Here is an 18,800-nt window from a genome sequence, read left to right as displayed (position 1 = left end):
GGAGCTGCCTTTTGTATTTATATAAGATCGAAATTGAAGACTAAACTAAAGGGGATAGTGTGGAACCTTAGAATGCGGTATGTTTAAACCATTGTATCCGGTGAGGCCGGCTGCTGGGCTTTTTGCTTTTCCCGGAATCGGGGTCCCACGTAGTTCTTCTTGCGGTCTCTGGTCAGAATCCAGCCGCCGAGGAAGCTCATTCCTGCCAGGAACAGAAGCAGTCCGCCGCCAAAATGCAGCCAGGCGAATACGGGGGTTACAGTATCATCGCCGTGCATGGAGACGTAGTTGAAAATATCATCCTTCATCATCAGGAAGCCCTTCATCGCCATCAGACCCGGAAGAACGAGAATGAGAATAGCAATGAAGCGTGAAATGAGCAGTTTCATTTAGGATTCATCTCCCTTGCAGGCCTTTGGATTCACCCATATGATAACGCTTCAACCGGTAAAAGTCCATGTTTACATGACGTTTATAAGTTTTGTATTAGGCTTAAAAGGGAGTACAATGTAGGGAGTTATGCAGAACTTATGAGTAATGACTGGAGGATACATATAATGACAATTTCCTGTGACGTGGCTATTCTGGGCGGAGGAACCGGCGGTTATGTGGCAGCGATCCGCGCGGCCCAGCTGGGCAAGTCTGTCGTCGTCATCGAAATGGACAAACTGGGCGGAACCTGCCTGCACCGCGGCTGCATTCCGAGCAAGTCGCTGCTGCGCAGTGCAGAGGTATATGCTGAAATACAAGAGAGCGAGAGCTACGGCATCGAAACTTCCGGGGTAAAGCTGGTATTTCCGAAAGTACAGAGCCGCAAGGAAGCTGTTGTCGAGCAGCTGCACCAGGGCGTACAGTTTCTGATGCGCAAAAATAAAATTCAGGTGCTGAAGGGCAAGGGACGGATTATCGGCCCTTCGATCTTCTCTCCGCGTAGCGGTGCGGTGGCAGTGGAGCTGGAGGATGGCGAAATGGAGACGGTGGTCTCTACCCATCTGATTATCGCGACGGGCTCCCGTCCGCGTGTACTGCCCGGCCTAAAGCCGGACGGCCAAGTTATTCTCAGCAGTGAGGAAGCGCTGACGCTGGAAGAGCTGCCTTCTTCGATCATTATCGTAGGCGGCGGAGTGATCGGAGTGGAATGGGCTTCAATGCTGGCGGATTTTGGTGTCCAGGTTACGGTTGTGGAAGCAGCAGACCAGCTGCTGCCGCTGGAGGATGCGGAGATTGCCAGGGAGCTCATGCGCCTGCTCAAAAAACGCGGAGTGAAGGTTCTGACCGGAACCACTGTCGATGCGGAGACCTGCGTGGTGACGGAGGACGGTATTACCATCGAAGCCCGCAAAGGGGAGCAGAGCCAGACCCTGTCCGCCGGAAAGCTGCTGGTCTCTGTAGGCAGAGTAGCCAATGTTGAGAATATCGGGCTGGAAAATACCGATATCCGCTTTGATAAAGGGGTTATCGAGGTCAATGACAACATGCAGACAGGCGAGCCCCATATCTATGCGATCGGCGACTGTATCGGGGGATTGCAGCTGGCCCATGCCGCGAGCCATGAAGGTATTCGTGCCGTCAATCATCTGGCCGGGGAGAAGCTTCATCCGTATCATGCCCACCTTGTCCCTCGCTGTGTCTATACTAGGCCGGAAGTAGCCAGTGTCGGTTATACAGAGAAGGAAGCCCAGAGCCTGGGTCATGATGTGGTCACCGGGAAATTCCCGTTCTCGGCCATCGGTAAGGCGATTGTGTATGGGATGAAGGAGGGTTTCGTCAAGGTTGTAGCTGACCGCACCAGCGGGGATATTCTTGGGGTGCAGATGATCGGTCCTCATGTGACCGACCTGATCGGGGAAGCTGCGCTGGCGCAGCTGCTGGATGCCACACCTTGGGAGATCGGGGAAGCGATCCATGCCCATCCGACCTTGTCCGAGATTATTGGAGAAGCAATGCTGGCTGTGGATGGCAGAGCAATAGGATTCTAGGAAACGATGCGGGTAATAAAAGGAAGCCGAAAGAGAGCTAATTACGTCTGATGACCGTAAAATAGCGCTATTCCGGCTTTTCCTCTCTTTTCTTTTTGACTGTAAAGGGCTTATAATGATCTTGAGTTAGGTTTAGTACCTGGTTATAAGATCAGGGCATAATAGATGGAGTTGTACGAAGCAGCAGGCAGTATAGCTATCAAAATATTTAGGAGGTACCTCTGTATGGAATCCCAAGGTACTACTGTAGGAACGGTTAACAGACATTCACAGCTTGGACTCACAGACGGCCAGGTCATTGATATGTACAGATATATGCAGCTCGGGCGCAAATACGATGAGCGCAGTTTGCTGCTGCAGCGTGCCGGCAAGATTAACTTTCATGTCTCCGGTATCGGCCAGGAGGCGGCGCAGGTTGCAGCAGCGTTTGCGCTGGACCGGCAGAATGATTATTTTTTACCGTATTACCGCGATTACGCTTTTGTATTGTCGGTGGGCATGACTACGCGTGAGCTGATGCTGTCCGTATTCGCTAAGGCGGAGGACCCCAACAGCGGCGGCCGGCAGATGCCGGGCCATTTCGGCAGCAAGCGCCTGCGCATCGTGACGGGCTCAAGTCCTGTGACAACCCAGGTTCCGCATGCGGTTGGCTTCGCTCTGGCAGCTAAGATGAAGAAGAAGAAATTCGTGTCCTTTGTCACCTTCGGAGAAGGCTCCAGCAACCAGGGGGATTTCCATGAAGCCTGCAATTTTGCGGGTGTGAATAAGCTGCCGGTCATTATTTTTTGCCAGAACAACCAGTATGCCATTTCTGTTCCGGTCCACAAGCAGCTTGGCGGCAAAATCAGTGACCGTGCGCTGGGCTACGGCTTCCCGGGCGTGCGCGTTGACGGTAATGATCCGCTTGAAGTGTACCGCGTGGTTAAGGAGGCGCGGGAGCGCGCGATTGCCGGGGAAGGGCCGACACTGATTGAAGCGATGATGTACCGTTTGTCGCCGCATTCCACCTCTGATAATGATCTGGCTTACCGGACCAAGGAAGAGGTCGACGAGAACTGGAAAAAAGACGGCATTGCCGCATTCCGCACCTATCTGACCGGACTAGGACTGTGGAGTGACGAGCAGGAGCGTGATCTTGCCGCTGAATATAATTTGGAACTTAAAGAGGCTATCGCATACGCGGAAAATGCACCGTTTCCGAAACCGGAAGACACGCTGCTGCATGTGTACGATGATTCCGGCCTCAAAGGAGGAGCATAACTCATGGCGATGATGGAATATATCGATGCCATCCGTTTGGCGATGAAGGAAGAAATGGAACGCGATGATTCGGTATTTGTGCTCGGCGAGGATGTTGGCCTTAAGGGCGGTGTGTTCACCACCACTAAGGGATTGCAGGAGCAATTCGGGGAAGAGCGTGTAATGGATACACCGCTGGCCGAATCGGCGATTGCAGGTGTTGCCATCGGGGCAGCAATGTACGGCATGAAGCCGATTGCGGAAATGCAGTACTCTGACTTTATGCTCCCGGCCACCAACCAGATTATCAGTGAAGCGGCCAAAATCCGCTACCGTTCCAATAACGACTGGAGCTGTCCGATTGTGATCCGTGCGCCGATCGGCGGAGGGATCTTCGGCGGACTGTACCATTCCCAGTGCCCGGAATCAATCTTCTTCGGTACGCCCGGACTGAAGATTGTTGCGCCTTATTCGGCAGCCGATGCCAAGGGGCTGCTGAAATCAGCAGTACGGGACCCTGATCCGGTGCTGTTTTTTGAGAATAAGAAATGCTACAAGCTGATTAAGGAAGATGTGCCTGAAGGTGATTACACCGTGCCGATCGGCGAAGCGAACCTGCTGCGTGAAGGCAGTGATATCACGGTTATCGGGTACAGTCTGCCGCTGCATTTTGCGATGCAGGCAGCAGAGGAACTGGAGCGCGAGGAAGGGATTACCGCGCATATTCTTGATCTGCGCACCCTGCAGCCGCTTGACCGTGACGCGATTATTGCGGCGGCCCGCCAGACCGGCAAGGTGCTGATTGTCCACGAGGACAACAAAACCGGGGGCATCGGCGGAGAGGTGGCAGCGATTATCGCTGAACACTGCCTGTTCGAGCTGGACGCGCCGATCTTCCGGCTGTGCGGCCCTGATGTGCCGGCGATGCCGATTAGCCCGCCGATGGAGAAGTTCTTCATGCTGAGCAAGGATAAAGTGAAGGCGGAAATGCTCCGGCTGGCACAGTACTAATATCAATTGAAGGAGTGACAACATGTCTGACAATACAAAGCTGACCGATGTGATTATGCCGCAGCTTGCGGAATCGCTGGTGTCAGCTACGATTGGCAAGTGGCTGAAGAAGCCGGGGGATCTGGTAGAGCAATATGAACCGCTCTGTGACCTCATTACCGATAAAGTGAATGCCGAGCTCCCTTCCACCGTGGAAGGTACGCTGGTAGAGCTGCTGGCCGAGGAAGGCCAGACGGTCAGCGTGGGCGAGATCATCGCCCGCATCGCCGTTGCTGCGCCTGCCGGAAGCTCCGCACCGGCGGCTTCTGCTGCACCGCAGGCGGCTTCAGCAGCATCTGCCCCGAGCACGCCTGCCGCACCGGGCAGACCGGCTGCGCTGGCTCCTTCAGCAGCGGACGCGCCGATGCGCTCCCGCTACTCGCCGGCGGTGCAGACGCTTGCCGCTGAGCACCGCATAGACCTAGGTGCCGTGCCGGGCACCGGACTCGGCGGACGCATCACACGCAAGGATGTGCTGATGTTCCTGGAGAACGGCGGCGCTGCTGCCGTTCAAGGAACGTCCGCACAACCGGCTGCGGCGCCGGAAGCCCGGACTGTGCCTGAAGCCTCCCAGCAGCCTGCGCTGCAGGCCATTCAGGCCGAGGTGCAGAATAAGCTGGAGCCGGTCCGTCATTCCGGTCTTCACCTGAGCGAGTCCCCGCGTATTCCAACGATTGAGGTGGAAGGCGGACTTGGCAGCAGCTCGGAGTATCTGATCGACGTTACACCGATCCGCAACACAATCGCGACAAGAATGCGCCAGAGTGTATCGGAAATTCCGCATGCCTGGACGATGATTGAGGTGGATGTGACCAATCTGGTCGTGCTGCGCAACAAAATCAAGGATGAGTTCAAACGCAAGGAAGGGATCAATCTGACTTATCTCGCCTTTATGATGAAGGCTGTGGTTAGTGCGATCAAGGATTACCCGATTATGAACTCGGTTTGGGCCGTAGATAAAATCATCGTTAAACGTGATATCAATATCGCGCTTGCTGTCGGTACCGAGGATTCCGTCATGACGCCGGTGATCAAAAAGGCTGACCAGAAGAATATCGCCGGGCTGGCCCGCGAGATCGATGAACTGGCCCAGAAGACCCGCGAGGGCAAGCTGCGCCTGGATGATATGCAGGGCGGTACCTTTACAGTGAACAACACCGGTTCCTTCGGTTCTATTCTGTCCTACCCGATCATCAACTACCCGCAGGCGGCGATTCTGACATTCGAATCCATTGTCAAAAGACCTGTTGTGATCAATGACATGATTGCCGTGCGCTCTATGGCGAACATCTGTCTGTCCCTGGATCACCGGATTCTGGATGGTGTTATTTGCGGCCGTTTCCTGCAGCGTGTAAAAGATAATCTGGAAAGCTATACGCCCGATACAAAACTGTATTAGGTTATATATGAATCCTAAATCGGAAGACTGATATCCAAGCGGGGAGCTGAAATGATGAATCAACCGGAACTTGGTAAGCTGGAGCTTTCATATCACCCCCTGATGGAGTATGGCGCGGCCTGGGAGCTGCAAAAGAAATCCGTACTGGCGATCGATGCCGGAGAGGCTAATGAACAGCTGATTCTTTTGCAGCATCCGCCTACCTACACCATCGGTTCACAGAATCATCCGGAGCATCTGCTCTTAAGCAAGGAACAGCTGGAGCAGCAAGGTATTGCCTTGTTTGAAATCGACCGCGGAGGAGACATTACATATCATGGGCCGGGCCAGCTTGTCGGCTATCCGCTGCTTAAGCTAGGGGAAGAGGGCAAGGTGGATTTACGCGGATATCTGCGCCGCCTGGAGTCTGTTATCATTGATTATTTGGCAGCCCAGGGGATTGAAGGAACACGCAAGCCGGAGTATACCGGTGTGTGGGTCGGGGATGAGAAAATCTGCGCGATTGGTGTCAAGTTCAACAAAAGCAGATCACGCAGAGGCTTTATCACCAGCCACGGGTTCGCCTTCAATATCTCGGAGGGAATCGGACAGCGCGGATTTCAGGGGATTATTCCTTGCGGCATTTCGAGTTATGGCATCACGTCACTGGAGGAATGCACCGGGCGCTCCTTTGAACTGGAGCAGGTGGCGGAGGCATTGATTCCTTATTTTCTGCACCATTTTCCTTATGAAGCGGTTCGAGCAGAGGGCCGCCCGGTTCCGGCGGATTAAGCGGCAGCTGCTTGCATAACAAACAGCGCCCGGAAAATACCGGACGCTGTTATTAAGGTTTCAAGGCTTGTCCGTTAACCGGCCATAAAGGGCTCGATTACCAGCAGCACGGTTGAGGCGACCATGGCGATCAGCATGACATAAATGACGACGCGGAACCATTTTTGACGATTCATGAGTGACTCCTTTGGGATTAGTTTAAGTTAAAAGCGTACATGAAAATAAGCATTACCACTATTGTAACGTATCTGTGAAAGAGAGGGAAGCCTAAGTGATAGTACAAGACCGATTGATTCAGGAGTTCATGGAGCTTGTCCGTGTGAACAGCGAAACCGGAAATGAACGGCAGATAGCCGATGTGCTAAAAGCAAAATTCAGCGCTCTTGGTTTAACAGCCATCGAAGATGACTCCCAGGAGCGTACCGGACATGGAGCGGGCAATCTGTTCGTAACCTGGGCGGCTGACAGCGGTGCGGCAGGACCTAAACTGCTGTTCACCTGTCATATGGATACAGTGGTTCCGGGACAAAATATCAAACCGATTCTCGGGGAAGACGGCTGGATTACCAGCGACGGTTCTACAATCCTCGGCTCCGATGACAAAGCGGGACTTGCTGCCTTGTTCGAAGCGATCCGCGTTATTCAAGAACAGAAGATTCCACACGGGCAGATTCAGTTCGTGATTACAGCGGGTGAAGAATCCGGACTGCTGGGCGCACGGGCGATGGACCCGAGCCATCTGGATGCGGATATGGGCTTCGCCCTTGATTCCAACGGTGAAGTTGGAGGGATTGCTGTAGCCGCACCGGCACAGGCGAGAATAACGATGCAGATTTTCGGGAAATCCGCGCATGCAGGTGTTAACCCTGAGGACGGCATCAGCGCCATCCAGGTTGCCAGTAAGGCTATTTCAGCGATGAAGCTGGGACGCATCGATAAAGAAACAACCGCTAACATCGGTAAGTTCGCAGGCGGCGGTCCGACGAATGTTGTCTGCGACCATGTACAGCTGGACGCGGAAGCGCGCAGTATTGTGCAGGAGAAGGTCGAGCTGCAGATCGCTTCCATGCGTGAAGCGTTGGAAACTACAGTGCGGGAATATGGTGCAGAGTGCGAGTTCCGCAGTGAGATTATCTATCCCGCGTTCAGCTTCAATGAACATGACCCTGTAGTTCAGCTTGCTGACCAGGCGATTACTTCACTGGGGTTGAAGACCCGCCTGTTCCCTTCGGGCGGTGGAAGCGACGCTAACGTATTCAACGGCCTGAAAGTTCCAACGGTGAATCTGGCAATCGGTTATGAGCATATTCATACGACCAAGGAACGGATCAAAGCTGAGGATATCGTCAAGACAGCTGAACTGGTTGTAGCAATCGTAAAAGAAAGCGTTAAAGCTTAATAAATGAAATGAAGGAGCTGTTTCCGGGAATGCCCGGGAACAGCTCCTTATGTTTAGCCGGCGGGTGAAGGCGTGAAGGTGTATTATTCAGCCGGCTCTGGGTGGATAGATCCGGGACGCTGCTTGCAGCTGGAGAACGTAGGCCAGGGGCATATCACGTCCGTACTTTTCCGTCCAGCCTGCAATGACCGCTTTAATCTGCTCGGGCTTGCCTGCGATTGTAACTGCTGATGTGCTTGTACGGATAAGAATGTCCTTCATGCCTGCATTCCTTCTTTCCCCTTAAGTTTGCTATAATACACCTTATGCAGAACCCAGTTAAAGGAGACCATGAAACTATGAAAAAAGAGGAATTGAATCGTAACCCGGCCTTAGACGAAGAGACATTGTCCACGCAGCCGATTTTTGAAGGCAAAATCATTACCCTTCAGGTAGATACCGTGAAGCTGCCGGACGGCAATACCGCTACCCGTGAGGTGGTGAAGCATCCTGGTGCTGTCGCGGTACTGGCACTGAACAACAATAAAATGCTGGTGGTAGAGCAGTACCGCCAGCCGATGCACCGCACGGAGGTAGAGATTCCTGCAGGTAAGCTGGATAAAGGCGAGGACCCGCTGGCAGCCGCAGGACGTGAGCTTCAGGAGGAAACTGGCTTTCACAGCGGGGAGCTGAAGCTGCTGAAATCCTTTTATACCTCACCCGGCTTTGCGGATGAAATCATCCATCTGTATGTAACGGACAATGCCCAGCCGGGGGATATGGCGCTGGATGAGGATGAATTCTTAGAGGTCTCTGAGCTGACACTGGAGGAAGCGTACGCGTATATTGCGGACGGGCGGATTGCCGATGCCAAAACCATGATGGCAGTGTACGCATGGCATCTCTACACGCTGACAGGTCAATGGCACTAGAACCGAAGCTGCGCAGCTATTACTGCGATCTCCATGTTCATATTGGCCGGACCTCTTCCGGACAGGCAGTCAAAATCAGCGGCAGCCGTAATCTCACCTTCGCGAACATCGCCATAGAAGCGGCGGAGCGCAAGGGGATAGAGCTGATCGGCATCATTGACAGCCATTCGCCGGGCGTGCTGCAGGATATCCGCGATGCTCTTGAGTCCGGTGAGATGACTACGGCAGAAGGCGGGGGGATTGCTTACCGGGGAACAACACTTCTGCTGGGGAGCGAAATCGAAATCCGCGAGCCCGGCCGTAAGGAATGTCATGTACTGGCTTTCCTGCCGGACCTTGCGGCCATGGAGGATTTCAGCGGCTGGATGAGCCGGTATATGCGTAACATCAACCTCAGCTCGCAGCGGCTGTATGCCTCTTCCAGAGACCTGCAGAATGAGATCTGCGGACGGGGAGGAATACTGATTCCCGCGCACATTTTCACGCCGCATAAAGGGCTGTATGGCTGTGCGGCGGAGCGGATGGCGGAGCTGTTTGATCTGGAACGGATTGCAGCGGTTGAGCTTGGCCTCAGCGCGGATTCGGAAATGGCGGGATATATTTCCGAGCTGGACAGCTATACCTTCCTGACCAATTCCGACGCGCATTCCCTCGGCAAAATCGGCCGTGAGTACAATGTCATTGAACTTGCCAAGCCTTCGTTCAGCGAGCTGCGCCTTGCGCTGGAGCGCCGTGAGGGCCGGAGGGTCAGTGCCAATTTCGGCCTGAATCCGCGGCTTGGCAAGTATCACCGGAGCTACTGCGCCGGATGCGGCAGCATTATCGACGAGACGTATGCCACCTCGGAACGCTGCCCTTATTGCGGCAGCCCTAAGCTGGTGCAAGGGGTGTTTGACCGGATATTGCATATCGCCGACCGTGAGCATCCGGTTGTTCCGGCACATCGACCGCCTTATCACTACCAGGTTCCGCTCGAGTTTATCCCGGGTCTGGGCAAGGCCAAAATGAACGCGCTGCTGGCGGCTTTTGGCACCGAGATGAATATCCTGCACCGTGCCGGCGAGCCGGAGCTTGCTCAAATCGCGGGATCCCAATTAGCGGCACAGATCGTTCTGGCGCGTACGGGCCGGCTTGAGCTGACCTCCGGAGGCGGCGGGACTTACGGTAAAGTGAAGAGCACCGAGAGATAACGGGCACTTGGGGCCTGAACGTCTCACATATCCAAAGGACAAGTCATAGAGCGGGACGTTTCCTCATATGGTGTAACATGTGACCTGAAAGGAGAACGTCCCTATGCGCAGTTTGCGGCTGATGATCAAGGAACAGACGCCTCTTTATATTTTTGTTGCGGTATTATTTCTGGTTGGGGTCGTTTTTGGGGCACTTATAGTAAGTGCGCTGACCCTTGATCAGCAGCAGGAGCTGGGTGATTATCTGGGGAATTTCTTTGTGACCGTGGATCAGCAGGGACTGCCCGCCGCTCCTGATTCCTACTGGGGCATTGCCGCGCTGAATCTGAAGTGGGTCGGCCTGATCTGGATTCTGGGCTTGTCGGTGATCGGACTGCCGGGGATTCTAATACTTGATTTTCTCAAAGGGGTGCTGATCGGCTTTACGGTCGGCTGCCTGGTCAGCGAGTATTCTTGGCACGGGATGCTGTTCGCGCTTGTCTCTGTGGCTCCGCACAATCTGGTGCTGATTCCGGTACTGCTTGTCAGCAGTGCGGCGGCTATCGCCTTTTCCCTGCTGATGATCCGCAGCCGCGTGCTTGGCCAGCGGCGTACGCCGGTGACCAGACCTTTTGCCATGTATACGCTGCTCTCACTCGGGATGGCCGTGCTCGTGCTGGGGATTTCCGGTTTCGAGGCCTGGGTAACGCCGGAGATGATGAGATGGGTGACACCGATGCTGATAGGTCAGAGTGTGTGAAACCGTAACTATATGAACAAAAATAACCTGCCGGGCCATTAGCCTGACAGGTTATTTATTTAATAATGATATCGTCTGCTTATGTATCGATCATAAGGATACTAAGTGGAAATACACCCGCTAAATCAGCTGATTTTCCTTGTAGTCAACATCTAAGTGGAATCAATCCACTTACATTGCGGGAAAAGCAGATTGTTGCTTAAAAAAGGATAAATTAGATGGACATATTCCCGCAAAATTCACTATTGTCTCTGCAATCAAATATGTAAGTGGATTCATTCCATCTAGTCTATTACAGTTAAGTCAAGCTACCAGGAAGTGTGTCATTACGGTATCTCCTGAATCAAGTCAGTTTCGCTCGATTAGCGTCCATACTGTTAGTATCAAACTCAACAGAATGATAACCCATAGGCCTGTCCTTTCAGAAAAGCCAGCGGCTACTCCTATCGAGGCGGCGTTTCCCAATATAACTTCTTTGAGGATGTAGTGCAGTATTTTGAGGATGGTGAAGAACATAAGTATAGCCTTAACGGATTTTTTGATTGCCTGCGTTCTGATAAAGTTCACCACCACTTTACTCCAAATACAACCGATAATTCCGGCATGCCTCCATTATCTTGCAGGTTCCTGCCGGATTCAAGTTGTTAATGAGCCTTTTCATCAAACCTTTATCTTTCATTCATTCTATTTTAAGCTTCCGGGCTTATAGTAGTCACATGACCCCCTTATAATAGAACTTGGCCCTGCCGGACGCCGGTGGGGTCCCTTTTTTTGTGCATACATGCCGGGTGTCCTGCTCTTGAACCTATTCTAAAAGCGTTTGACTTCTCAAAGCGACTCCCCCTATAATGTAAGAAGTGGTTTTGTGCCCGGTGCGGTAATTTTCTTTGGGGGAGGGAGATAGGTGGAAGCCCGGATAGACAAGATAAAACAACAGCTACAATCCCAAGGATATAAGCTTACACCCCAACGGGAAGCGACCTTAAGAGTGCTGCTGGAGAATGAAGATGATCATCTAAGCGCTGAAGATGTGTTTATGCTTGTAAAAGAGAAGGCTCCCGAGATCGGTCTCGCCACCGTATATCGTACCCTGGAACTGCTCAGCGAACTTCATGTCGTGGAGAAGATTAATTTCGGAGACGGTGTTGCCCGCTATGATCTGCGGACGGATACAGCTAAACATCATCATCATCATCTGATCTGTGTGCAATGCGGCTCGATGGACGAGATTCGCGAGGACTGGCTGGGACCGCTGGAAGAGCGGCTTGAGAAAGATTATAATTTTACGGTGCTTGATCATAGACTTGATTTTCACGGGATTTGCCACCGTTGTAATGAGAAGAATGCTGCGGACGGCAACGCTCCCGAATAAGCTTATAGATGAGGAATTACCGCACAAGCTCTCCCCGGTATCTGCCGGAGAGGGCTTTTTAAATGATTTTTCCAGAAGAAATACATACTATCAGTATCCGGCGCATACAGTTTAGGACGAGTTAACGCGAGTGGTAACTATATTTTTCGTTGACTGTTTTGTACAAAGCTCTTCATCGTGACTATACTTTTAGGAGGTATCTTAAATGATTATCTCTGTGCCCAAAACAGTGCGCCGGTTGTATTTTATGACTTTGCTGGTTGCCCTGAGCTGCCTTTTTTATTATGCGCTGAACTGGATCGGCGCCTGGATCAGTCCGGTAGATCATTATGAAATCCCGGAAGGCTCGGCTGTCCGGGCGTTTCAGGAGTCCCCGCATCCCGAGGAAGGGCTGAATGCCGGGCAGCGCCTGCGGCTGTACTACTGGTACGGCGAGTGAAGCTGCGGCCAAAAAGCAGGGAAAAGCTAGAAGTCTGTCGAATGTAGCTAAGGTGAGTTTACCCGGTTTGCTGTTACAGGCCGGCTGTCAGACTCACATGCCTAAATGCTGCATAGCCGCGAAGAGCAGCCTGAGCAGACGGGAGAGTGAGTAGAATGAAGTCACATTTGCAGCCTTTTATGCAATATCTGTCCGTTGATAAAGGCCTGTCTTCGAGTACGCTGGAATCTTATGGACGCGATGTCTCGCAGTTTTTGGAATTCGCCGGGGAGCGGGGGATCGTATCGCCGGGGGAGATTAGAAGATCGCATCTAATTCAGTATCTCGCCGGACTACGTGGTGCCGGGCGGGCAACGGCCACGGTTAACCGGAACACCGTATCGCTGCGCGCCTTTTTTCACTATTTGCTTAAGGAAAGGCTGATTGAGCAGGACCCTACGCTTGATATGGAAATGATCAAACCCAGCAAGAAGCCGCCGATGATACTGAGTATTGGGGAAATTGAGCGGCTGCTGGCAGCACCTGATGAGGCCAGTCCGCAGGGCATACGGGATAAGGCAATGCTGGAGCTGCTGTACGCAACCGGCATCCGCGTCTCTGAACTGATCTCCCTGAATGTAGAGGACGTGCAGACGGAGATGAAATTTGCCCGCTGTAGTGCAGCATCTGGCAAAGAGCGGGTGGTACCGATCGGTACGATTGCTGCAGACTGCGTTGCTGTATATACAGCCGGGATGCGGGACAAGCTGCTGCGGGGGAATCAGGAGGAGCCTGCTTTGTTTCTGAATAGTCTCGGCGGACGGCTGACCCGTCAGGGATTCTGGAAAATCATTAAAAAATACGCGCGTGAAGCCCATATTGAACAGGATATTACACCGCATACCTTGAGGCATTCCTTTGCCGCCCATTTGTTGGAAGGCGGTGCGGATCTCCGCTCGGTTCAGCAGATGCTGGGCCATGCCGACATCTCTACTACACAGGTGTACAGCGGAATTGCCCGCAAAAATATGAAGGAAGTCTACGAGAGCCATCATCCGCGGGCCAAGTAAATGCTCTGCGGTTAATGGGCTGGATCAGGTTTAGTGGAAGTTGCCCGTTACATTAACGTGCTAAAAAAGGTGCTTTTTGTGAGTAAGATAGTTATGATGGAATCATACTGAAAGAATGGCCGGATACATCGGTACAGCCGGACGGTTCTTTCGCAAGAAAACGGGTACCTAACAAGCGGGCTATTGCCCCCGGGCTTTCCAGGGGAGTACCCCCTGCGGAAGAAGGTAGAGCCGTTTCTTCTTGTTTGGATCAAGACCTCAGAGAATGCAAACTTCGAAGGAGTGTATGAATGAATGTCCTCATTTAAACGGATCGGATTTATTGTGCTGGATAGTGTGGGTATCGGTGAAGCGCCGGATGCCGAAAGTTTCGGAGATAAAGGTTCCCATACGCTGGGACATATTCTGGAGCGAGTGCCGGGCCTCAAGCTGCCGAACCTGCAAAGACTAGGCCTGGCGAATATTGCGCCGCTGCCGCCGCTTGAACCTGTAGATGCACCTACCGGATATTACGGCAAAATGCAGGAGGTATCTGTAGGTAAAGATACGATGACCGGCCATTGGGAGCTGATGGGGCTGAAGATTGAGGTTCCGTTTAACGTCTATCCGGACGGTTTTCCTGCCGAACTGATTGAGAAGTTCGAAGCAGCCACCGGACGCAAAGTGATCGGCAACAAACCGGCTTCCGGCACCGAAATTCTGGTTGAATACGGTGAAGAGCAAATGAAAACCGGTGCCTGGATTGTGTACACGTCGGCGGACAGCGTCTTCCAGCTTGCAGCGCATGAAGATATTATTCCGCTTGAAGAGCTGTACAGCGCCTGCAAAATCGCCCGCGAGCTGACGATGGCCCCTGAATTCTCAGTTGGCCGCGTCATTGCCCGTCCTTATGTCGGCGAGCCGGGGGATTTCAAGCGCACTCCGAACCGTCATGACTATGCCGTGAAGCCGCCGGAACCGACGATTATGAATGCTTTGGAAGACATCGGCAAAGATGTTATTGCTGTCGGTAAGATCAACGACATTTTCACAGGTGAAGGTGTTACAGCCTCTTACCCGACAAAGAGCAATGAGCATGGTATCCAGATCACCATTGACGAGTTGCGTAAGCCGTTTGACGGCTTCCTGTTCACCAATCTGGTAGACTTTGATTCGTTGTACGGGCACCGCCGTGATCCGGAAGGATACGGACGTGCGCTGGAGGTCTTTGATGAGGCACTGCCGGAACTGCTGTCTACACTAAGCGAAGATGATCTGCTGATTATTTCCGCCGACCACGGCAATGACCCGATCCACAGCGGAACGGACCATACGCGTGAGTATGTGCCGCTGCTCATTTACAGCCCAAGATTCAAGACGCCGGGCAGCCTCGGCATCCGCCAGACCTTCTCTGATGTTGCGGCAACGATTGCCGACAATTTCGGGGCGAAAGCGCCGCAGTACGGGACAAGCTTTTTGGCAGAACTCAAATAATGAAGCAGCCCGGATCAACCGGGCATAACCTCAAGGAGGCAACAACCATGGCAGTGACTCAAAACCATATTCAAGAAGCAGTAGCTTATATTAAAGATCAATGTACGGTAGCTCCGGAAATCGGCTTGATTCTCGGCTCCGGTCTCGGCATTCTGGCCGATCTTATTACAGATGAAGTCGTAATTCCTTATAATGATATCCCGCATTTCCCTGTCTCCACAGTGGAAGGGCATGAAGGCGAGCTGCTGATCGGCATGATCGAAGGCCGCCGGGTGGTCATGATGAAAGGCCGCTTCCATATGTATGAAGGCTATGGCCCGGAGACCACTGCATTTCCGGTACGTGTCATGAAAGAACTTGGCGTAACCAGCCTGCTCGTTACCAATGCCGCAGGCGGTGTGAACACAGACTTCACTCCGGGCGACCTGATGCTGATTACTGACCATTTGAATCTGACCGGCCGCAATCCGTTGACTGGACCGAATGATAATGCGCTTGGCGTACGTTTCCCGGATATGTCGACTGCGTACAGCCCTCGTCTGATTGCAGTAGCTAAGGAAGCTGCGGCAGCGCACAATTTTGAATTCAAGGAAGGCGTGTATGCCGGTCTGCTTGGCCCGAACTACGAAACGCCGGCCGAAATCGTTATGCTGCGCCGCCAGGGTGCAGATGCCGTAGGAATGTCCACTGTATCTGAGACAATCGTGGCCCGCCATGCCGGTATCGAAGTGCTGGGAATCTCCTGCATTACCAATATGGCCGCCGGTATTCTGGAACAGCCGTTGAATCATGCGGAAGTGATGGAGACGGCAGAACGTGTGCGTGAGCAATTTTTGAAGCTGGTTCTGGCGTTTATTCCAAAAATGTAGGCTGCGCCGTTCAGAGCGGCATTTGCTGTGCAAAAAACAATATATATAGGCAAAACTATTCATTCCGGGAGGTTCATCTCATGACACAGACAACTATCGCTTACGGTACACAAGTAAAAGAAGCGGCTGCATATATCAAGTCTAAATTCGGACAGTACAGCCCAAGCATCGGACTGATTCTAGGTTCGGGCCTTGGTGATCTGGGCGACCAGATTGAAGACGCAGTCTATCTTCCTTACGAAGAAATTCCCCATTTCCCGCGTTCCACAGTGGAAGGCCATGCCGGCCGGTTCGTTATCGGTAAGCTGGAAGGCAAGGATGTAATCATCATGCAGGGCCGTTTTCACTATTATGAAGGCTATGAAATGCGCAAAGTTGTGCTGCCTGTGTATGTTATGGCTAAGCTGGGCGTAGGAACGCTGGTCATTACCAATGCCGGGGGTGGTATGAACCGGGCTTTCAAAGCCGGTGACCTGATGCTGATCACAGACCATCTTAATATGACCGGTGACAACCCGCTAATCGGACCGAATGATCCGGAGCTGGGTGTGCGTTTCCCGGATATGTCCCGTGCCTATGACCCTGAATATATTGAGCTGGCCAAAAAGCTGGCGGTTGATGTCAAAGGTGTTGACGGTGAAGCGCTTGTGCTGCAGGAAGGCGTCTATGCCGGCATAAGCGGCCCGACCTATGAAACACCGGCTGAGCTGAAAATGCTCGCTTACCTGGGCGGAGATGCGGTCGGCATGTCCACTGTGCCGGAAGTAATTGTTGCCAGCCACAGCAAGCTGCGCGTACTCGGTATCACTTGTATCACCGATATGGCGATTGGCGATGAGCTGGAGCCGCTGACACATGAGCAGGTAGTAAAAGTAGCAAACCTGACCAAGCCGAAATTCATCGGACTTGTCCGTGCGTTTGTGCGTGAGGTACAGGTATAATGCGTGCGGTTGATCTGATTCAGAAGAAAAGAGACGGCGGCGAGCTAAGCCGTGAGGAAATCGCCTACCTGATCCAGGGTTACAGCAAAGGCGAAATTCCGGATTACCAGATTTCCGCCTGGGCAATGGCCGTATACTTCCAGGGAATGAACGCGCGGGAAACCGGCGATCTGACACTCGAAATGGCGATGTCCGGCGACCAAGTGGACTTGAGTCCTATCGCCGGCATCAAGGTGGATAAGCATTCCACCGGCGGTGTAGGTGATAAAACAACAACAAAGAACATAAACATTCTGATATCCTTAGCCAAAGGCCAGTCACATAACTTTAGAGAGTGGGCGTTAGAAATATACAACGCCCATAAATCAAGTTTTAAGCATTGGCTTATCCAGTGTGCAAATGAAAAAGAAATATCTCCAAAACCCAATGCTTTATCGCTTGTAACAGGGATTAGTAGTACAACAATTAAAAGTTATTTGATTTATGGAGTTGTGCCACAATTTGAAAAGTTTTTGAAAATTACTGAAGCATTCGATAAATCGCCAGATGAATATTTACATTATGCTAATATCTATACTCCTTTAGAATTGACGTTTGAGATTATAAAGATGGTTGAAGTTTGGCATAATAAAGACTTGCTTAACCTTAAAAGTAAGGGGTGAAAACAATGAGAATGGTGGACTTGATATTAAAGAAGCGTAATGGACAAGCTTTATCTAAAGATGAGATAGAGTTTATGATTAATAATTATGTCATAGGTGAAATTCCCGATTATCAGATGTCGGCATTTACGATGGCAGTTTGCTTTAATGGAATGGACAATAATGAGGTTTCGTACTTAACACATGCTATGGCCTTTTCTGGTGACACTGTAGACCTTTCGGCAATTCGAGGAGTAAAGGTTGATAAACATTCATCGGGAGGCGTAGGAGATAAAACTAGCCTGATTGTGTTGCCTCTTGTTGCTTCAATTGGAGTTCCTGTTGCAAAGATGTCAGGAAGAGGATTAGGTCACACAGGAGGAACGTTAGACAAGTTAGAAGCGATTAACGGTTTCAAGATCGAGTTATCTAACGATGACTTTATAAATAACGTTAATGAAATAGGCATTGCTTTGGTTGGGCAAACGTCTAATCTGGTTCCTGCGGATAAAAAGTTGTATGGGTTAAGAGATGCTACTGGAACTGTTGAATCAATCCCATTGATTGCGAGTTCAATTATGAGTAAGAAAATTGCTTCGGGCGCAGATGCAATTGTATTGGACGTTAAAGTGGGTGCTGGTGCATTCATGAAAAACATAAACGATGCTAGAGAATTGGCAGAAATAATGGTAAGTATCGGAAACAACCTTAATAGAAAAACTGTAGCAATACTTAGCAATATGAATGAGCCTCTTGGCTATGAAGTCGGTAATGCTAATGAAATAAAAGAGGTTGTTGATGTTTTAAAGGGAAAGGGAGAGGCTAAGTTAACAGAGTTATGTTTAGAGCTTGCTTCGAATATGGCAGTTTTAGGCGGAAAATACACTAATAAAGCAGAAGCGCATCAAGAGCTAAATGAATCGATCTCGACAGGTAAAGCGCTTGAGAAATTCAAAGAGTTTGTTCTTGCACAAGGAGGGAATGTGGACTTTATTAATGACTACAAATTACTCCCTCAAGCAAAGGAACACATCTCTATTACAAGCGAAAATGATGGGTATATTTCTTCGATCAATGCAGAGGAAATTGGAATTGCTGCAATGTTATTGGGGGCAGGACGCAAAGTAAAGACAGATAACATTGATTATGCAGTTGGTATTACAATCTGCAAGAAAACTGGTGAACAAGTTAAAAAGGGAGACGTTATTGCCATAATTCACAGCAATGGACAACATACCGACAGTATTGCTAAAACTAAGGCTGCATTTGAGATTCAAACTTCAATGCCAACAGTTGATCCGATTATTTACGATGTGATTCAGTAGTATAAAATTTGGAT

General features: G+C 51.3%; 19 protein-coding genes and 1 pseudogene. 17 read left to right on the top strand and 3 right to left on the bottom strand.

The features are described from left to right. Positions 1–83: 83 nt before the first annotated feature. Positions 84–389 (bottom strand): DUF2627 domain-containing protein, encoded by a 306-nt coding sequence (locus JRJ22_RS20245; protein ID WP_206101224.1) that lies wholly within the window; start codon positions 387–389, stop codon positions 84–86. A gap of 168 nt (positions 390–557) precedes the next feature. Here JRJ22_RS20245 and lpdA point away from each other — a divergent pair, with 168 nt between their 5' ends. The 5 genes from lpdA (at position 558) to lipB (ending at position 6,438) form a co-directional block, all read left to right on the top strand. Beyond that, a complete protein-coding gene (lpdA, locus tag JRJ22_RS20240; protein WP_206101223.1) occupies positions 558–1,979 on the top strand; it encodes a dihydrolipoyl dehydrogenase in 1,422 nt (473 codons plus the stop codon). Positions 1,980–2,204: 225 nt separating this feature from the next. Then, positions 2,205–3,239, top strand: a complete 1,035-nt coding sequence (locus tag JRJ22_RS20235; RefSeq protein ID WP_206101222.1) for a thiamine pyrophosphate-dependent dehydrogenase E1 component subunit alpha — start codon at positions 2,205–2,207, stop codon at positions 3,237–3,239. 3 nt (positions 3,240–3,242) lie between these two features. Continuing rightward, positions 3,243–4,229, top strand: a complete 987-nt coding sequence (locus JRJ22_RS20230) for an alpha-ketoacid dehydrogenase subunit beta (RefSeq protein WP_206101221.1) — start codon at positions 3,243–3,245, stop codon at positions 4,227–4,229. 22 nt (positions 4,230–4,251) lie between these two features. Continuing rightward, entirely contained in the window at positions 4,252–5,667 is a 1,416-nt protein-coding gene (locus tag JRJ22_RS20225) for a dihydrolipoamide acetyltransferase family protein (protein ID WP_206101220.1), read from the top strand. A 54-nt stretch (positions 5,668–5,721) separates the two neighbouring features. Then, complete coding sequence (gene lipB / locus JRJ22_RS20220; RefSeq protein WP_206105216.1) at positions 5,722–6,438, top strand: lipoyl(octanoyl) transferase LipB; 717 nt, start codon at positions 5,722–5,724, stop codon at positions 6,436–6,438. Between the two features lie 74 nt (positions 6,439–6,512). On the opposite strand, the gene prli42 is transcribed toward lipB, so the two are convergent. Then, positions 6,513–6,614 (bottom strand): stressosome-associated protein Prli42, encoded by a 102-nt coding sequence (gene prli42, locus JRJ22_RS20215; protein WP_108722016.1) that lies wholly within the window; start codon positions 6,612–6,614, stop codon positions 6,513–6,515. 95 nt (positions 6,615–6,709) lie between these two features. On the opposite strand from prli42, the gene JRJ22_RS20210 reads away from it, so the two are divergent. Then, complete coding sequence (locus JRJ22_RS20210) at positions 6,710–7,837, top strand: M20/M25/M40 family metallo-hydrolase (protein WP_206101219.1); 1,128 nt, start codon at positions 6,710–6,712, stop codon at positions 7,835–7,837. Positions 7,838–7,924: 87 nt separating this feature from the next. Here JRJ22_RS20210 and JRJ22_RS20205 read toward each other — a convergent pair whose 3' ends face one another. Next, on the bottom strand, positions 7,925–8,098 hold the full coding sequence (locus JRJ22_RS20205) for a hypothetical protein (RefSeq protein ID WP_206101218.1): 174 nt from the start codon (positions 8,096–8,098) through the stop codon (positions 7,925–7,927). Positions 8,099–8,175: 77 nt separating this feature from the next. On the opposite strand from JRJ22_RS20205, the gene JRJ22_RS20200 reads away from it, so the two are divergent. The 11 genes and pseudogenes from JRJ22_RS20200 to JRJ22_RS20150 all read left to right on the top strand — a co-directional run bounded on the left by JRJ22_RS20200 (position 8,176) and on the right by JRJ22_RS20150 (position 18,786). Beyond that, complete coding sequence (locus JRJ22_RS20200) at positions 8,176–8,748, top strand: NUDIX hydrolase (RefSeq protein WP_206101217.1); 573 nt, start codon at positions 8,176–8,178, stop codon at positions 8,746–8,748. Then, positions 8,739–9,938, top strand: coding sequence for an endonuclease Q family protein (locus tag JRJ22_RS20195; protein WP_206101216.1), 1,200 nt, complete (start codon positions 8,739–8,741; stop codon positions 9,936–9,938). The genes JRJ22_RS20200 and JRJ22_RS20195 overlap by 10 nt, the downstream gene beginning before the upstream one ends. Positions 9,939–10,041: 103 nt before the next feature. Continuing rightward, complete coding sequence (gene spoIIM / locus JRJ22_RS20190; protein WP_206101215.1) at positions 10,042–10,677, top strand: stage II sporulation protein M; 636 nt, start codon at positions 10,042–10,044, stop codon at positions 10,675–10,677. 904 nt (positions 10,678–11,581) lie between these two features. Continuing rightward, positions 11,582–12,049, top strand: coding sequence for a ferric iron uptake transcriptional regulator (fur, locus tag JRJ22_RS20185; protein ID WP_206101214.1), 468 nt, complete (start codon positions 11,582–11,584; stop codon positions 12,047–12,049). Positions 12,050–12,254: 205 nt separating this feature from the next. Then, positions 12,255–12,488: a DUF4227 family protein gene (locus JRJ22_RS20180; RefSeq protein WP_054941461.1), complete on the top strand. Its 234-nt coding sequence runs from the start codon at positions 12,255–12,257 to the stop codon at positions 12,486–12,488. Positions 12,489–12,643: 155 nt separating this feature from the next. Next, positions 12,644–13,537, top strand: a complete 894-nt coding sequence (gene xerD / locus JRJ22_RS20175; RefSeq protein ID WP_206101213.1) for a site-specific tyrosine recombinase XerD — start codon at positions 12,644–12,646, stop codon at positions 13,535–13,537. A 294-nt stretch (positions 13,538–13,831) separates the two neighbouring features. Beyond that, positions 13,832–15,010 (top strand): phosphopentomutase, encoded by a 1,179-nt coding sequence (gene deoB / locus JRJ22_RS20170; protein WP_206101212.1) that lies wholly within the window; start codon positions 13,832–13,834, stop codon positions 15,008–15,010. A gap of 47 nt (positions 15,011–15,057) precedes the next feature. Then, positions 15,058–15,879 carry a purine-nucleoside phosphorylase gene (locus tag JRJ22_RS20165; RefSeq protein ID WP_206101211.1) on the top strand — a complete coding sequence of 274 codons (822 nt, stop codon included), beginning with the start codon at positions 15,058–15,060 and terminating at the stop codon, positions 15,877–15,879. Positions 15,880–15,959: 80 nt separating this feature from the next. Next, a complete protein-coding gene (locus JRJ22_RS20160; RefSeq protein ID WP_206101210.1) occupies positions 15,960–16,820 on the top strand; it encodes a purine-nucleoside phosphorylase in 861 nt (286 codons plus the stop codon). Beyond that, positions 16,820–17,095 (top strand): annotated as a pseudogene (gene deoA, locus JRJ22_RS20155) (pyrimidine-nucleoside phosphorylase); the annotation flags it as partial. The gene JRJ22_RS20160 and the pseudogene deoA, both read left to right, overlap by 1 nt. A 392-nt stretch (positions 17,096–17,487) precedes the next feature. Further along, positions 17,488–18,786, top strand: coding sequence for a pyrimidine-nucleoside phosphorylase (locus tag JRJ22_RS20150; RefSeq protein WP_206101209.1), 1,299 nt, complete (start codon positions 17,488–17,490; stop codon positions 18,784–18,786). Positions 18,787–18,800 lie beyond the last annotated feature (14 nt).

The sequence above is a fragment of the Paenibacillus tianjinensis genome (assembly GCF_017086365.1).
GTDB classification, from domain to species: Bacteria; Bacillota; Bacilli; order Paenibacillales; family Paenibacillaceae; genus Paenibacillus_AQ; species Paenibacillus_AQ tianjinensis.
The sequence above is the reverse complement of the archived record's forward strand: the minus strand, read 5'-3'. Positions and strand labels throughout refer to the sequence as shown.

Coding starts and splice junctions, on each gene's coding strand:
- JRJ22_RS20230 (WP_206101221.1), top strand. CDS start 3,243: ATGGCGATGATGGAATATATCGATGCCATCCGTTTGGCGATGAAGGAA.
- JRJ22_RS20150 (WP_206101209.1), top strand. CDS start 17,488: ATGAGAATGGTGGACTTGATATTAAAGAAGCGTAATGGACAAGCTTTA.
- JRJ22_RS20160 (WP_206101210.1), top strand. CDS start 15,960: ATGACACAGACAACTATCGCTTACGGTACACAAGTAAAAGAAGCGGCT.
- xerD (WP_206101213.1), top strand. CDS start 12,644: ATGAAGTCACATTTGCAGCCTTTTATGCAATATCTGTCCGTTGATAAA.
- JRJ22_RS20235 (WP_206101222.1), top strand. CDS start 2,205: ATGGAATCCCAAGGTACTACTGTAGGAACGGTTAACAGACATTCACAG.
- lpdA (WP_206101223.1), top strand. CDS start 558: ATGACAATTTCCTGTGACGTGGCTATTCTGGGCGGAGGAACCGGCGGT.
- JRJ22_RS20225 (WP_206101220.1), top strand. CDS start 4,252: ATGTCTGACAATACAAAGCTGACCGATGTGATTATGCCGCAGCTTGCG.
- JRJ22_RS20200 (WP_206101217.1), top strand. CDS start 8,176: ATGAAAAAAGAGGAATTGAATCGTAACCCGGCCTTAGACGAAGAGACA.
- JRJ22_RS20165 (WP_206101211.1), top strand. CDS start 15,058: ATGGCAGTGACTCAAAACCATATTCAAGAAGCAGTAGCTTATATTAAA.
- deoB (WP_206101212.1), top strand. CDS start 13,832: ATGTCCTCATTTAAACGGATCGGATTTATTGTGCTGGATAGTGTGGGT.
- JRJ22_RS20245 (WP_206101224.1), bottom strand. CDS start 389: ATGAAACTGCTCATTTCACGCTTCATTGCTATTCTCATTCTCGTTCTT.
- lipB (WP_206105216.1), top strand. CDS start 5,722: ATGAATCAACCGGAACTTGGTAAGCTGGAGCTTTCATATCACCCCCTG.
- JRJ22_RS20205 (WP_206101218.1), bottom strand. CDS start 8,098: ATGAAGGACATTCTTATCCGTACAAGCACATCAGCAGTTACAATCGCA.
- JRJ22_RS20195 (WP_206101216.1), top strand. CDS start 8,739: ATGGCACTAGAACCGAAGCTGCGCAGCTATTACTGCGATCTCCATGTT.
- prli42 (WP_108722016.1), bottom strand. CDS start 6,614: ATGAATCGTCAAAAATGGTTCCGCGTCGTCATTTATGTCATGCTGATC.
- JRJ22_RS20180 (WP_054941461.1), top strand. CDS start 12,255: ATGATTATCTCTGTGCCCAAAACAGTGCGCCGGTTGTATTTTATGACT.
- spoIIM (WP_206101215.1), top strand. CDS start 10,042: ATGCGCAGTTTGCGGCTGATGATCAAGGAACAGACGCCTCTTTATATT.